Here is a 14,064-nt window from a genome sequence, read left to right as displayed (position 1 = left end):
GGTTCTGTCAGCCCTTGAGACGAACAAAAGGAATCGTGCATGTTGCGTAAAACCCTTCTAGCCACACTGTGTGCCGGTGCGCTGATCAGTGCTCCGGCTTTTGCCGCCGCCCCCAAAGAGCTGCAAAGCGAGCAGGGCACCCTTGAAGTCACGACCATCACCGCAAGCCTTGAGCATCCTTGGGCGTTGGCGTTTTTACCGGATCGCCAAGGCATGCTGGTCACCGAACGGCCCGGCAATCTGCGCGTGGTGGCGGCCGACGGGACATTGTCGGCGCCGATCTCCGGTGTGCCGCAGGTCTGGGCCAAGGGGCAGGGCGGATTGCTGGATGTCGCGCTGTCGCCGGACTTCAAACAGGATCGTCTGGTCTACCTGTCCTATGCCGAAGGCGGCGGTGCCGGCGACAAGGCTGGCACTGCGGTGGGTCGCGGGCGACTCTCGGATGACCTGAAGACGCTGAAGGATTTCAAAGTGATCTTCCGCCAGGAACCGAAGCTTTCGGTTGGCAATCACTTCGGCTCGCGACTGGTGTTCGATCGTGACGGCTATCTGTTCATTACCCTGGGTGAAAACAACGACCGGCCGACCGCGCAGGATCTCGACAAGCTGCAAGGCAAGGTCGTACGTATCTACCCCGACGGCAAGGTGCCGGATGACAACCCGTTTGTTGGTCAGTCGGGCGTCCGCCCGGAGATCTGGGCTTACGGCATACGCAACCCGCAGGGCGCAGCGCTTAACCCATGGACCGGCACACTGTGGGAAAACGAGCACGGCCCGCGCGGTGGCGATGAGGTGAACATCATCGAACGCGGCAAGAATTACGGCTGGCCATTGGCGACCCACGGTATCAATTACTCGATGCAGCCGATCCCGGAAGCTCAGGGTAAAACCGCCGAAGGCACCTTGGCACCGCACCATGTGTGGGAGAAATCGCCGGGCGTTACCGGCATGACGTTCTACGATGGCGATCGTTTTAAACCGTGGCAACACAATGCGTTTATCGGAGCCATGGTGACTCAGGAACTGATTCGCTTGCAGTTCGATGGCGACAAGGTCGTGCATGAGGAGCGCTTGCTCGGCGAACTCAAGCAACGGATTCGCGATGTACGGCAAGGGCCGGATGGTTATTTGTATGTGCTGACGGATGAAGAGAAAGGTTCGTTGTACAAGATCGGCTTGAAATAGAGTTTGTCGGGTAAAGACAAATCCTGTGGCGAGGGAGCTTGCTCCCGCCGGGATGCGTAGCATCCCCAAAAATGTGAGTGCTGCGCACTCAAGCGGGAGCAAGCTCCCTCGCCACAGGTATGCGACAGTCAGCGAATGCGGGAATACAACACCACCGCCGCACGCAGTTTGCCCCGGCCAAACCGGCACATTTTCTCGAACTCCCCATGGCTCACCGGCACATGCTGACAGTCCATGGGTTGTCGATGCTGGCTGTGGTCGACATCCGGGTCATGCAGGTACACGAAGTCCTCATCGCAATCGGTCACGATCACCCAGTGCGGCGACTTTGAGCGGGTCAGTCGATAGCTGCTGATCAACACCAGTGGCTGCCCGCCGGCATCCAGCAAACGCGGCAGATCCAGTGACGCACCGATCACGCACTCGACATCGGTCTCCTGCAATTGCGCCGTGAACTCCTCGTGCACCAGGCGCATGACGTCTTTTTTATGCGCATCCCGCACACCATCGAGGAATAACGGACCGCTCATGCTCAGCGCCATGCGCACGCGAAACCCCCGACGCCACGCCGCCAACGCCAATCCCTGCGGGCTGCACCCGCCATGGCCGGAGGTCATGAACACCGTGGTTGCTTCCCGCCAGACCTGCAACTCCTCTCGACGCTCCAGCAACCGCTCCGATTGCAATGCGCCCATGGCCATCAACAGACACGCCGGGCCACAGGTAAAATCGGTGGTTTGCGGGTAATAAGGCACCTTGATGCTGCGCGAGTCGCGGTGCTGCAGAATACGTTTCTCCAGGCGCAGCGCATCGGCGTGGTCTTCGTAGTAATCATGAATCAGCGCAAAACGCCGGTAGCCATTGCGTTCATACAGCGCAATCGCCGCAGGGTTGTCGATGCGCACCTCCAGGCGCAGGTAGGCACAATCATGCTCCAGGGCCATCGCTTCGATGCGTTGCAGCAATTGCTTGCTCAGGCCGGTCCCTCGCGCTTCAACGGCCAGTGCAATGGAATACAGCCGTGCCAGCGAAGTACCGCGATGAAACAAGACCAGCGCATAACCCAACAATTGACCGTCGCACTCCGCCACGAGCAACTGCCCATGAGCGCGGGTGATCATCCATTGAAAGCTGCGACTGGTGAGCCGGTCCGTGGTGAAACATTGCATTTCCAGTGCCAGCAGCGCCGGCAAGTCTTCAACTACCGCCAAACGAAAAACAGCCTTCATATGACCACCGTAAAAGTTGCGTAACGAAACGAGACTTTCGAAAAACTTCGTGCTTAATAGAAAAGGTCTTGTTCTCCAACGGATCAATCTCTATGTCAGCGGTACAGGGTCATTGGCGCGAAGTATCCGAGCAAAGTTTGCCGGCGGCAACTTATTTAACTTCATCGGTCAGAGCGTCCAGTCAAGTGCTGATCATTGTCGAACGCAAGGAAGATTGGGCTTCGTACTTCCCCAGCGAAGACATCGTCACGGCTCAGGAATACCTCGAGCAAACCCGCGATAGTGAGTCGGGTAAACGCGTGCAGGTGATCAACCTGTGCCGCAGCTACAAGTACCTGGGCCATGGTTATTACTGCTCGCTGCTGGCCGAAGCCCGCGGGCACAAGGTGATTCCGTCGGTGCGCACGATCAGTGAGCTGACCAGAAAGTCGCTCTACGGTCTGGCGCTGGACGACCTCGATAAAACCCTGGAAAAAGCCCTCAGTCATCACCTGTACAGCGATACCGAAGGCTTCACCTTGACACTTTATTTCGGCAGGACGCATATAGAGCCGTTGCAGGATATGGCCCGCCAGTTGTTTGAAGTATTCCCTTGTCCGATTCTGTTAGTTGAGTTTCGCCGAACTAACGGCTGGCACATTGAAGGCATAAAATCCGGTGCCTTGCACAAGTTGCGCGATGATCAGGAAGATCAGTTCGCCAACGCGCTGGACGGTTTCAGCCGTAAAGTCTGGCGTGTGCCGCGTTCGCCGCAAGTGGCGCGCTACGACCTGGCAATATTGCATGATCCGCAGGAGGCGTTGCCGCCGTCCAACGCCAAGGCACTGGCGAATTTCGTCCGGGTCGGTAAAACCATGGGCATCGACGTCGAGCTCATTGAACGCAAGGATTACGCGCGTCTCGCCGAGTACGACGGCTTGTTGATCCGCGAGACCACTAGTGTCGACAACCACACCTATCGCTTCGCCAAGAAAGCCGAAAGTGAAGGGCTGGTGGTCATGGATGACCCGACGTCGATTCTGCGCTGTACTAACAAGGTCTACCTGACCGACCTGCTCAACAGCCATCAACTGGGCATGCCCGCCACCGAAATCCTCTACAAGGAGCGACCCGAAGACTTCGAGCGCGTGGGCGAGCGCCTTGGCTTTCCGCTGGTGCTGAAGATTCCCGACGGCTGTTTTTCCCGTGGCGTCATCAAGGTTGAAAGCCAACAGGCGTTGCTTGAGGCGACTGCTGAACTGTTTGAACACTCGGTGTTACTGCTGGCTCAGGAATTTTTCTACACCGAATACGACTGGCGCATTGGCGTGCTCAACCGCAAACCGATCTTCGCCTGCCAGTACTTCATGTCCAAGGGCCACTGGCAAATCTACAACCACAAGGCCAAGGGCCAGGACGTCAACGGCGAATGCCGGACCATGGCGATCCACGAGGCGCCGCGCGCGGTGGTGGAATTGGCGGTGAAGACCGCTAACCTGATCGGTGACGGCCTCTACGGTGTCGATCTGAAACAGGCCGGCGACAAAGTGGTGGTGATCGAAGTCAACGACAACCCCAACCTCGACGCCGGCATTGAAGACGCGTATTTGCACGACGATTTGTACTCACTGGTGCTGGAGGAGTTCGTGCGCCGCCTGGAACTCAAGCGTCGCGGTCAGGCCTGGTGACGCGCCGATGATCAACAGCTTCGCACTGAGCCACGGCGCCCTGCAGCGGGTCGAGCGACTGGACGCCGAGGTGATGCTGTTCAGCAACCCCGATGCTGCCGAACGCGACTTGCTGCACAGTCATTTCAAGGTCGATGAGCATGCACTGGCGTCAGCGCTGGACCCGGACGAGGTGTCGCGCATCGAGTTCCATCCCGACCATCTGTTCCTGATCTGGAAACGCCCGGAAAACTATTCCGGGGGCGGCAGCCTGGCGTTTGAAGTGTCGTCCTGCGGATTGCTGTTTGCGCCCGGGCAACTGCTGGTGATCGCCACCGATGACACGCCGCTGCACGGCCTCGGCACCCGTCAGCCGTTGAACACGCCGCTGGATGTGTTGCTCGACCTGCTGTTCAACAACATCCATCACTACCTCGGGCACTTGAAGGTAATCAAACTGGTCGCCCGCGAGTTGCAGCAGAAATTCAACGCCTCGATGCAGAACCAGCATCTGGTGCAGATGTTCAACCTCAGTGAAAGCCTGATCTATTACATCAACGCCCTGCACAGCAACGGCGCGGTGCTGACGCGGCTGCGCAATCACGCGGAAAAACAGCACTTCGGCAGCGAAGCGCTCGGCCTGATTGACGATCTGATCATCGAAAACAACCAGTGCTACAAGCAGGCGGAAATCTACTCCACGGTGTTTTCCGGGCTGATCGACGCGCGTGGCAACCTGATGAACAACAGCATGAACAACCTGCTGCGCAAGCTGACGTTGATCAACGTGGTGTTTCTGCCGTTGAATCTGATTGCCAGTATTGGCGGCATGTCGGAGTTCAGCATGATGACGGCGGGGACGCCGTGGTGGATTTCCTATCCGGTGTTTCTGGCGGTGATGTTGCTGGGCGCGGGCGGGATGTTGTTTGGGCTGCGGCGTTTGGCTCGATGATTGTTAGTGATTGATCAAACGCCTTCGCGAGCAGGCTCGCTCCCACATTGAAATGCATTCCCCTGTGGGAGCGAGCCTGCTCGCGAAGAGGCCGGCACAGGCGAAGTAAAACTCAGGACAGTCCCGCATTTGGCCGAACCGCCACCGTGATGCCTTGTTATAGTTCGGGCCTCATTTTCAGCCCGGTAAAGGATCACTGCCATGACTCAATACTCCGCCTTCAGCGTCGAACTGGCCGACAACATCGCCCATGTGCAGATCAATCGTCCGGAAAAGATCAACTCGATGAACGCGGCGTTCTGGAGCGAGATCGTCGAGATCTTCCAGTGGATCGACGACACCGACGAAGTGCGCGTGGTGGTGCTCAGCGGCAACGGCAAACACTTTTCCTCCGGCATCGACCTGATGATGCTCGCCGGCGTCGCCAATGAGCTGGGCAAGGACGTCGGCCGCAACGCACGCCTGCTGCGCCGCAAGATCCTCACCCTGCAAGCCTCGTTCAATGCCGTCGACAACTGCCGCAAACCGGTGCTCGCGGCGATTCAGGGTTACTGCCTGGGTGGCGCCATCGACCTGATCGCCGCCTGCGACATGCGCTACGCCGCCGAAGACGCGCAATTCTCGATCAAGGAAATCGATATCGGCATGGCTGCCGATGTTGGCACTTTGCAACGGTTGCCACGGATCATTGGTGACGGCATGCTGCGTGAACTGGCTTACACCGGTCGCACCTTCGGCGCTGACGAGGCGCGCAGCATCGGCCTGGTCAATCGCGTCTACAGCGACAAAGACGCGCTGCTCGAAGGCGTGCTGGACATCGCTCGCGAGATCGCTGCGAAGTCACCGATCGCGGTCACCGGCACCAAGGAAATGATCAGCTACATGCGCGACCATCGCATTGACGACGGTCTCGAATACGTTGCCACCTGGAACGCCGCCATGTTGCAATCCACCGACTTGCGTGTGGCCATGGCCGCCCATATGAGCAAACAGAAACCCGAATTTCTGGACTGAGAAACCATGACATCTCGCTGGACCACTGCAGTACTGGACACCGATCAACCCGGCGGCTGGGCCGTGGCGCGCAGCCCGGACGGTTTTCTGTTCGATGACAACGGCGCGCTGTTCCCGCGGGAATGGCTCAAGCGTCAGGATCTTTCAGTCCTCGCCGAGCACGGTATCGGCCATCTCGATGGCGAGCCGGTGTACCTGCTGGAACTGCACAACGCCAGCGAAGTGCCGGGCTGCAACTGGAAAGGCCTGCGGGCGTTCATGCTCGACGGCGAGCACACGATCTATAAAGTCCTCGGTTACGCCGCGCAGATTGGCACCTGGGCCCGTGAACATCGCTTTTGCGGTAATTGCGGCCAAGCCATGACGCAGGTGCCGCGCGAGCGCGCGATGCATTGCCAGCCGTGCGAACTGCGCAGTTATCCGCGCATCTCACCGAGCATGATCGTGCTGATCACCCGTGGCGACGAGATTCTGTTGGCGCGCTCACCGCGTTTCGTCACCGGGGTCTACAGCACGCTGGCCGGGTTCGCCGAGCCGGGCGAGTCGGCCGAGGATTGCCTGATTCGTGAGGTGCGCGAAGAAGTGCAGATCGAGGTGAAGAACATTCAGTACATGGGCAGCCAGTGCTGGCCGTTCCCGCATTCGATGATGCTCGGCTTCCATGCCGAGTACGCCGGTGGCGAGATTGTCTGTCAGGAAGACGAGATCGAAGACGCCCAGTGGTTCAACGTGCACGATCTGCCGCCGTTGCCGGCGTCGAAATCGATTGCCCGTTACCTGATCGACGTCTACGTGGCGCGGCGCTTAGGCCACGCTGAACCAGTGCTGCCAGGCTAAACGCACGGTCAAACCCAGCACCACGGTGATGAACACCGGGCGAATGAATTTGGCGCCGCCGCTGATCGCGGTGCGCGCGCCAAAGAATGCGCCGACCATCACCGACAGGCCCATGCTCAGGCCGATGATCCAGTCCACTTGCCCGGAAAACACGAACACCGACAGCGCCGCAATGTTGCTGACGAAGTTCATGCTGCGCGCTACGCCGCTGGCCTTGACCAGATCGATCGGGTAGAGCAACAGGCTGCTCACCGTCCAGAATGCGCCCGTGCCGGGGCCGGCGACGCCGTCGTAGAAACCGAGACTGAAGCCCTGGGTTGACTGCCATTTCTTTTTGATCGGCGCGTCGCTGTCCAGCGGCGCTTTCGGTGTGCCGCCAAACAACAGGTACAAGCCGCAGGCGAACACAATCACCGGGAGCATCTTGTTCAGCCATTCCGCCGGCAGGTAATGGGCGACGATAGCGCCCGTCAGTGCGCCGACCAGCGTGCCGACGATGGCGTGGGTCCATTGGCGCGGGTGGAACAGCTTGCGTTTGTAGAAGGTGAAACTGGCGGTGGCCGAGCCGAACGTCGAACTCAACTTGTTGGTGCCGAGCACCAGATGCGGCGGCAGGCCGGCGGTCAGCAGGGCGGGCGTGGTCAGCAGGCCGCCACCGCCAGCGATGGCATCGATGAAACCGGCAATGAAAGCGACGAAGGCCAGAATGGCGAGGGTGGTAAGGTCAACGCTAAGTTCGAAAGGCATGGAATCGGCTTATTCGGCAGGGCGCAGAACATGAGCTGCGGGGAGGGTGGTCATGTTACTCATTTCCAGGTGTTGCGGCGACCCGTCTGACGCCTTCGCGAGCAGGCTCGCTCCCACATGTTGAAATGCATTCCACCCTGTGGGAGCGAGCCTGCTCGCGAAGGCATTCTTCATGCCGCTCCCCATCCAACTGTTGCCCACACAACAACCTGCCAACAAATACCCCTTCCACCCAACATCAACTCCACCCAAAAACCCAACAAAACCGGGCATTCCAGGCCTGGCACGCTTGCTGCTCTACCACTCCCATCTCCGCAAATGTCCCGAGGACACGCCAATGAGTCAGCAAGCCGTGAAATTTGCCTACTGGGTGCCGAACGTCAGCGGTGGGCTGGTGGTCAGCAAGATCGAACAACGCACCGATTGGGGCATCGACTACAACCGCAAACTGGCGCAGATCGCCGAAGCGGCCGGGTTCGAATACGCGCTGACGCAGATTCGTTTCACTGCCGGTTACGGCGCCGAGTTCCAGCATGAGTCGGTCGCGTTCAGCCACGCGTTGCTCGCGGCCACCAGCAAACTCAAGGTGATCGCGGCGATCCTCCCCGGCCCGTGGCAGCCGGCACTGGCGGCCAAGCAACTGGCAACCATCGATCAACTCACCAACGGCCGCATCGCGGTGAACATTGTCAGCGGCTGGTTCAAGGGTGAATTTCAGGCTATCGGCGAACATTGGCTGGAGCATGATGAGCGTTATCGTCGCTCCGAGGAGTTCATCCGCTCACTGCGAGGGGTGTGGAGTCAGGACAATTTCACCTTTCGCGGCGATTTCTACCGCTTCGATAATTACAGCCTGAAACCAAAACCCTTGGGCCGTCCGGAGATTTTCCAGGGCGGCAGTTCCCGTGCGGCGCGGGACATGGCCGCGCGGGTTTCGGACTGGTATTTCACCAATGGCAACAGCGTTGAGGGGATCAAGGCGCAGGTCGACGATATTCGTGCCAAAGCAGCGGCAAATAATCATTCGGTGAAAGTTGGCGTCAACGCGTTTGTCATCGCCCGTGACACTGAAGAAGAGGCGCGTGCGGTGCTCGCGCAGATCATTGAACAGGCGGATCCGGAAGCGGTGAACGCCTTTGGCGATGCGGCGAAACAGGCAGGCCGGGCGTCGCCGGAAGGTGAGGGTAACTGGGCGAAATCGACGTTCGAGGATCTGGTGCAGTACAACGATGGCTTCAAGACCAATTTGATCGGTACGCCGTTGCAAATTGCCGAGCGGATTATCGCGTTGAAGGCGGTGGGTGTAGATCTGGTGCTGGCGGGGTTTCTGCACTTTCAGGAAGAGGTCGAATATTTCGGCCGGCGGGTATTGCCGCTGGTGCGCGAGCTGGAGGCCGAGAAGACCGCCGCTGTTGCCTGACACCCACAAATCCCCTGTAGGAGCTGCCGAAGGCTGCGATCTTTTGATTTTGTTTTTTAGGATCAAGATCAAAAGATCGCAGCCTTCGGCAGCTCCTACAGGGTCGATTGTTACAGGCCGAGGTCGGACAGGCCTGGATGATCATCCGGGCGCCGGCCCAGCGGCCAGTGGAACTTGCGTTCGCTTTCCTTGATCGGCATGTCATTGATGCAGGCATAGCGCTGGAACATCAGGCCCTGCTCATCAAACTCCCAGTTTTCGTTGCCGTAGGAACGGAACCAGTTGCCGGAATCATCGTGCCATTCATAGGCGTAACGCACGGCGATGCGTGTGTCCGAGTAGGCCCAGAGTTCCTTGATCAAACGGTAATCCAGTTCTTTCGCCCATTTACGGGTCAGGAAGGCCTTGGCTTCTTCGCGGTTGTTGGCGAACTCGGCGCGATTGCGCCACTGGGTGTCGAGGGTGTAGGCCAGCGAAACCCGTTCCGGGTCGCGGGAGTTCCAGCCATCCTCGGCCAGTCGAACTTTCTCGATGGCCGATTCACGGTTGAAGGGCGGCAATGGCGGACGTACCTGGGCTGCAGTAGACATATCAGTCTCCCGATCTAATTAATAATTGAACAACAAGTCCGGCTTATTAAGGCGTTACAGGTCCAATAACTTTCGCGCCATGCATTGCGCATTATCGGCGGCACTGTGATCACCCATCACAAGCGCTACGGTAATGGCACCGTCAATCAGAATCAGCAACTGTTTGGCCAGCCGTTGCGGATCCTCGGCACCATGTTCGGTACACAGCTCGCACACGTAGTCGAGCAGTTTCTGTTTGTGTTCTTTCGCCACCAGTCGCACCGGGTCCTGCGGGTCACCGGTCTCGCCGCTGGTGTTGATGAACGCGCAGCCGCGAAAGCCTTCGGAGGCAAACCAGCTCTTGAGCACGGTAAACAGGTTAAGCAAGCGATCGGCCGGGGTTTCGGCCTGATCGACAGCGCTTCTGTACCAATGCATCCAGCGCACGTCGCGGCGTTGCAGGGCGGCGACGGTGAGGGCGTCCTTGTCGGCAAAGTAACGGTAGATGCTTTTTCTGGAGACGCCGGCGGTTTTCACCAGAAGATCCATGCTGGTGGCAGCGATGCCACTTTTATAGATCAGCTTTTCGGTGACATCCAGAATGATGTCGCGTGTGTCGTTGCTAGTAATTTCGTTCATGTGGCGAACAGTAGAACGATTGTTCTCCTTTGGCAATGGTTTTTTAGGATCAAAAGATCGCAGCCTTCGGCAGCTCCTGCATTGGCCCGTGTAGGAGCTGCCGAAGGCTGCGATCTTTTGATCTCTTTACGGGCACTAACAAGACCCGAAGGATGCGATGGTGTAAGCTCTCGGGTTCTTCGGATTCGACCCATTGCGAGCCCTATGCCGTTGCTTTTCAAACGTTCCTTGCTGCCCAAATTGCGCAGCTTTCCGCTGACCGCCGAGGCCGTGACGATTCTGTCCGGCGCCGCCGAGTTCCGTCGTTGCTTGCTGGAAAAAATCGCTGCAGCGACCCAGCGCATCTACATCGTCGCGCTGTATCTGCAGCAAGACGAAGCCGGTCAGGAAATCCTCGATGCTCTCCATGCTGCCAAGCTCAAGCGTCCCGAGCTGGAAATCGCCGTGGTCGTCGATTGGTTGCGCGCCCAGCGCGGGCTGATCGGTGCCGGCAAGCAGCCGGGCAATTCGGCGTGGTATCAGGAAATGACCCGCACGCACCAGAGCGAAGTGCCGGTGTACGGCGTGCCGGTGCAGACTCGCGAGTTGTTCGGTGTGCTGCATTTGAAAGGCTTTGTGATCGACGACTGCGTGGTCTACAGCGGCGCGAGCCTGAACAACGTTTATCTGCACAAGTTCGACAAGTACCGTTTCGACCGTTACCACGTGCTGCAAAGCCACGAACTGGCTGATTCGATGCATCATCTGGTCAAGCACGGCCTGATCGAATCGAAAGCGGTGCATCGTCTCGATCTGCCCAACCTGCCGACCACGCGCAGCCTGCGCAACGACATTGGCGATCTGCGCAGCCGTCTCAAGTACGCGACGTACGACACCGCCAACGGCAGCACCGCCAGAGAAGGCCTGTCGGTCAGCCCGCTGCTCGGCGTCGGCAAGAACAACCCGCTGAACCGGGCGATTCTCGAACTGATCGCCAGCGCGCAAAAACAGCTGACCATCTGCACGCCGTACTTCAACCTGCCGCTGGGGGTGATCCGCGAGATCAACCGTGCGCTGGCCCGTGGCGTGAAGATCGACATCGTGGTCGGCGACAAGACCGCCAACGACTTCTATATCCCGCCGAGTGAGCCGTTCAAGGTGATTGCGGCGCTACCTTACCTGTACGAGATCAGCCTGCGCCGCTTTGCCAAGCGTCACCAGCGCAACATCGACAGCGGTCAGTTGAACCTGCACCTGTGGCGTGACGGCGATAACACCTATCACCTCAAGGGCATGTGGATCGACCAGCGCTATACATTGCTGACCGGCAACAACCTCAATCCACGGGCATTCCGCCTGGACCTGGAAAATGCGTTGCTCATCGACGATCCGAAAGGCGAATGGCTGGAGCCACGGGCGAAGGAGCTGGAAGAGATTTTCCGCCATACCACGCGGATCGACAGCTTTCAGAGTCTGGAGACGCTGCCGGAGTACCCGGCCGGGGTGGCCAAGTTTCTCAAGCGCGTGAGTCGGGTGCGGATTGAGCGGTTGCTCTACCGGATTCTCTAAGAATCAAAGTTATTCAGTGCGGCTGAAAATGCCTTCGCGAGCAGGCTCGCTCCCACATGGAAATGCATTCCAACTGTGGGAGCGAGCCTGCTCGCGAAGGGGCCCGCTCAAGCGCTACAAAACTTAGTTCAGACCCAACTTGCCACGCAACGTGGACAGGTCTTCCGCCAGGGTATTCACCGGCCCGACCAGCGCTTTACGGTCGTTATCCTTCACCTTGTCATAGGTTTCAAACCCACCGTCCTTGGTCTTGTACTTGGCCAGAACCTTGTTGACGGTAGCAAAGTTCTTGTCGACCTTCGCTACAAAAGCCTTGTCCTGCTGTTCGATCTGCGGACGGAACAGGTCGACGATTTTCTTCGCGCCGTCGATGTTGCCCTGGAAGTCGTACAGGTCGGTGTGGCTGTAGCGATCTTCTTCGCCGGAGATCTTGGTCGCGGCGACTTCTTCCAGCAGCGCGGCGGCACCGCCGACAACTTTCTCAGGCGGGAAGGTCAGGCCAGCCACGCGGGCCTGCAGGTCTTTGACGTCGCTGTTGAGCTTGTCCGCCAGTTCGTTCAGGCCTTGGGTGCTCTTTTCCGAGAACAACGAGTACTCGATGCGGTGGAAACCGGTGAAGTCTTCTGCCTTGACGCCTTTCTCGTGGTCGTCGACGCGCGAGTCGATGGACGCATCGAGGTCACTGAACAGTTCGGCAATCGGCTCGATCGACTCGTAGTAAACGCGGGTCGGTGCGTAGAGCTTTTGCGCGGTGGCCAGATCACCTTTCTTCACGGCATCGGTGAATTGTTGAGTGTGGCTGCCCAGTTCATCCAATTGCTCGGTGACGTAAATCTTGTAGTCCGAAACCGGCCCCACCAGATCCAGCGGTGCTGTGGCGGCGAACGCCGCCAGCGGGGTGTTGAGCAAACCAAGGGTCAGCAGTAACGCGAGTGGCGTCTTTTTCATCGGGGGCGGCTCCAGTGTCGAGATTGTTTTATGCGGCTGTTTTCGGTTGTGTGGCGTTGAGCAGCGAGCGACCGATGAAGTCCTTGTCGCCCGTGACACCCGGCAGGGTGAAGAAGTAACCGCCGCCGACCGGTTTGAGGTATTCCTCCAGCGGCTCGCCGTTGAGACGGGTCTGCACGGTGATAAAGCCTTTTTCCAGGTCGGCCTGGTAACAGATGAACAGCAGGCCCATGTCGAGCTGGCCGTTCTTGTTCACACCATTCGAATAGTTGAACGGCCGGCGCAGGATCAGGTTGGCCTGGCTCGCGGCGGTGCGCGGGTTGGCCAGGCGAATGTGCGCGTCGAGCTTGGTCAGCTTGCCGGCCGGGTCTTTGCTGTAGTCCGGGACTTCGGTCTCGTGCTGCGCACCCATCGGCGCGCCGGTGGTTTTGACCCGGCCGATGATGCTTTCCTGTTCCTGCAACGGCGTGCGGTCCCAGCGCTCGACAAAGTTGCGAATGATCCGTACCGCTTGATAGCTGCCATGCGCAGCCCAGGCCGGTTCGTCACTGCCCGGTTGCACCCAGACCAGGCGATCCATGGCTTTAGCGTCGTTGGAGTCGGGGTTGGCCGAGCCATCGCGGAAGCCGAGGAAGTTGCGCGCCGACTGCGCTGGAACACCGGGTTTTGCCGGGGCTTGGGGCGGCACGCTGCCTTCCTGTTTCCAGCGCACCAGCAGCAGGTCGGGGAGGTTTTTGACGATGTCGCGCAGGGCGTGAATGTTGGTGTCAGCGGTGTTTGAGCAGAACTGCAGGCTCAGGTCGCCATGGCAGCAATCAGCGTCCAGCGCATCGTTGGGAAACCCGACCATGCGGATCAGACGCTTGGGCTTGGCGTTGGCCAGACCGAAGCGTTCGTCGAACAGCGACTCGCCAACCGAAACGGTGATGGTCAGATTATCCGGCGTGACGTTCGGGCCGAGAATCCCGGAATCCGGCGGTGGCAGTTTCGGATCGATCTGCGCCACCGGGCCGCCCTTCATCAGGAAGGCAATGCGCTCGTTGAGCGTGCGGAACAGCCGCTCCAGGTCTTCACGATCACTGGCCAACACGTCGAACGAAACCAGCATGCCCGACGCCGGGCGCGGGGTGACGATGCCGGTTTGGTGGGTGCCGTGGAAATCGTGACGGTCTTCGGTCTTGTCGCTGCTCGGCGCTTCGGTGACTTGTGCCGGCGCGGCGGCCATGGCCGGGCAGCTCAGGGCGGATCCGGCGAGGGCGACACCGGCGGCGCCCATGCCCATCAGGACACGGCGACGTTGCAGGTTGAGTGGTTCGCTATCTTTCATCGT

The 14,064-nt window shown here is 59.1% G+C and carries 13 protein-coding genes; 7 read left to right on the top strand and 6 right to left on the bottom strand.

Annotated features, from left to right (window positions below):
* Positions 1 to 39 precede the first annotated feature (39 nt).
* Complete coding sequence (locus BK670_RS12340; RefSeq protein ID WP_123449995.1) at positions 40 to 1,185, top strand: PQQ-dependent sugar dehydrogenase; 1,146 nt, start codon at positions 40 to 42, stop codon at positions 1,183 to 1,185.
* Positions 1,186 to 1,313: 128 nt separating this feature from the next.
* Here BK670_RS12340 and BK670_RS12330 read toward each other — a convergent pair whose 3' ends face one another.
* Positions 1,314 to 2,414, bottom strand: coding sequence for a peptidase C39 family protein (locus BK670_RS12330; protein WP_123449994.1), 1,101 nt, complete (start codon positions 2,412 to 2,414; stop codon positions 1,314 to 1,316).
* Between the two features lie 92 nt (positions 2,415 to 2,506).
* On the opposite strand from BK670_RS12330, the gene BK670_RS12325 reads away from it, so the two are divergent.
* From BK670_RS12325 to nudC, 4 genes are all read left to right on the top strand, one after another.
* Entirely contained in the window at positions 2,507 to 4,081 is a 1,575-nt protein-coding gene (locus BK670_RS12325; RefSeq protein WP_123449993.1) for a RimK family protein, read from the top strand.
* A gap of 7 nt (positions 4,082 to 4,088) precedes the next feature.
* Positions 4,089 to 5,012, top strand: coding sequence for a magnesium transporter CorA family protein (locus BK670_RS12320; RefSeq protein ID WP_123449992.1), 924 nt, complete (start codon positions 4,089 to 4,091; stop codon positions 5,010 to 5,012).
* 201 nt (positions 5,013 to 5,213) lie between these two features.
* Positions 5,214 to 6,026 carry a crotonase/enoyl-CoA hydratase family protein gene (locus BK670_RS12310; RefSeq protein WP_123449990.1) on the top strand — a complete coding sequence of 271 codons (813 nt, stop codon included), beginning with the start codon at positions 5,214 to 5,216 and terminating at the stop codon, positions 6,024 to 6,026.
* A 6-nt stretch (positions 6,027 to 6,032) separates the two neighbouring features.
* Complete coding sequence (gene nudC / locus BK670_RS12305; RefSeq protein ID WP_123449989.1) at positions 6,033 to 6,863, top strand: NAD(+) diphosphatase; 831 nt, start codon at positions 6,033 to 6,035, stop codon at positions 6,861 to 6,863.
* Here nudC and BK670_RS12300 read toward each other — a convergent pair.
* Positions 6,831 to 7,610, bottom strand: coding sequence for a TSUP family transporter (locus BK670_RS12300; protein WP_064118173.1), 780 nt, complete (start codon positions 7,608 to 7,610; stop codon positions 6,831 to 6,833). The genes nudC and BK670_RS12300 overlap by 33 nt on opposite strands.
* Positions 7,611 to 7,947: 337 nt before the next feature.
* Between BK670_RS12300 and sfnG the strand changes: the two genes are divergently transcribed.
* On the top strand, positions 7,948 to 9,030 hold the full coding sequence (gene sfnG, locus BK670_RS12295; RefSeq protein ID WP_123449988.1) for a dimethylsulfone monooxygenase SfnG: 1,083 nt from the start codon (positions 7,948 to 7,950) through the stop codon (positions 9,028 to 9,030).
* Between the two features lie 110 nt (positions 9,031 to 9,140).
* Here the strand turns inward: sfnG and BK670_RS12290 are convergent, their stop codons facing one another.
* Both BK670_RS12290 and BK670_RS12285 read right to left on the bottom strand, forming a co-directional pair.
* Positions 9,141 to 9,620 carry a nuclear transport factor 2 family protein gene (locus BK670_RS12290; RefSeq protein WP_123449987.1) on the bottom strand — a complete coding sequence of 160 codons (480 nt, stop codon included), beginning with the start codon at positions 9,618 to 9,620 and terminating at the stop codon, positions 9,141 to 9,143.
* A 54-nt stretch (positions 9,621 to 9,674) separates the two neighbouring features.
* Positions 9,675 to 10,238: a TetR/AcrR family transcriptional regulator gene (locus BK670_RS12285; protein ID WP_123449986.1), complete on the bottom strand. Its 564-nt coding sequence runs from the start codon at positions 10,236 to 10,238 to the stop codon at positions 9,675 to 9,677.
* 204 nt (positions 10,239 to 10,442) lie between these two features.
* Between BK670_RS12285 and pssA the strand changes: the two genes are divergently transcribed.
* Positions 10,443 to 11,786 carry a CDP-diacylglycerol--serine O-phosphatidyltransferase gene (gene pssA / locus BK670_RS12280; protein WP_123449985.1) on the top strand — a complete coding sequence of 448 codons (1,344 nt, stop codon included), beginning with the start codon at positions 10,443 to 10,445 and terminating at the stop codon, positions 11,784 to 11,786.
* Between the two features lie 123 nt (positions 11,787 to 11,909).
* On the opposite strand, the gene efeO is transcribed toward pssA, so the two are convergent.
* Positions 11,910 to 12,734 (bottom strand): iron uptake system protein EfeO, encoded by an 825-nt coding sequence (gene efeO, locus BK670_RS12275; protein ID WP_123449984.1) that lies wholly within the window; start codon positions 12,732 to 12,734, stop codon positions 11,910 to 11,912.
* A gap of 28 nt (positions 12,735 to 12,762) precedes the next feature.
* Positions 12,763 to 14,061 (bottom strand): iron uptake transporter deferrochelatase/peroxidase subunit, encoded by a 1,299-nt coding sequence (gene efeB, locus BK670_RS12270; protein WP_123449983.1) that lies wholly within the window; start codon positions 14,059 to 14,061, stop codon positions 12,763 to 12,765.
* Between the last annotated feature and the right edge of the window lie 3 nt (positions 14,062 to 14,064).

It is taken from the genome of Pseudomonas fluorescens (assembly GCF_003732425.1).
Classification (GTDB): domain Bacteria; phylum Pseudomonadota; class Gammaproteobacteria; order Pseudomonadales; family Pseudomonadaceae; genus Aquipseudomonas; species Aquipseudomonas fluorescens_BE.
Note: the sequence above shows the minus strand (reverse complement) of the source record. Positions and strands in the feature narration are given on the sequence as shown.

Bases quoted from the DNA above. Each gene is read 5' to 3' on its own strand.
- BK670_RS12290 (WP_123449987.1), bottom strand. From the start codon at position 9,620: ATGTCTACTGCAGCCCAGGTACGTCCGCCATTGCCGCCCTTCAACCGT.
- efeO (WP_123449984.1), bottom strand. From the start codon at position 12,734: ATGAAAAAGACGCCACTCGCGTTACTGCTGACCCTTGGTTTGCTCAAC.
- BK670_RS12300 (WP_064118173.1), bottom strand. From the start codon at position 7,610: ATGCCTTTCGAACTTAGCGTTGACCTTACCACCCTCGCCATTCTGGCC.
- BK670_RS12340 (WP_123449995.1), top strand. From the start codon at position 40: ATGTTGCGTAAAACCCTTCTAGCCACACTGTGTGCCGGTGCGCTGATC.
- nudC (WP_123449989.1), top strand. From the start codon at position 6,033: ATGACATCTCGCTGGACCACTGCAGTACTGGACACCGATCAACCCGGC.
- BK670_RS12330 (WP_123449994.1), bottom strand. From the start codon at position 2,414: ATGAAGGCTGTTTTTCGTTTGGCGGTAGTTGAAGACTTGCCGGCGCTG.
- BK670_RS12310 (WP_123449990.1), top strand. From the start codon at position 5,214: ATGACTCAATACTCCGCCTTCAGCGTCGAACTGGCCGACAACATCGCC.
- pssA (WP_123449985.1), top strand. From the start codon at position 10,443: ATGCCGTTGCTTTTCAAACGTTCCTTGCTGCCCAAATTGCGCAGCTTT.
- BK670_RS12325 (WP_123449993.1), top strand. From the start codon at position 2,507: ATGTCAGCGGTACAGGGTCATTGGCGCGAAGTATCCGAGCAAAGTTTG.
- efeB (WP_123449983.1), bottom strand. From the start codon at position 14,061: ATGAAAGATAGCGAACCACTCAACCTGCAACGTCGCCGTGTCCTGATG.
- BK670_RS12285 (WP_123449986.1), bottom strand. From the start codon at position 10,238: ATGAACGAAATTACTAGCAACGACACACGCGACATCATTCTGGATGTC.
- BK670_RS12320 (WP_123449992.1), top strand. From the start codon at position 4,089: ATGATCAACAGCTTCGCACTGAGCCACGGCGCCCTGCAGCGGGTCGAG.
- sfnG (WP_123449988.1), top strand. From the start codon at position 7,948: ATGAGTCAGCAAGCCGTGAAATTTGCCTACTGGGTGCCGAACGTCAGC.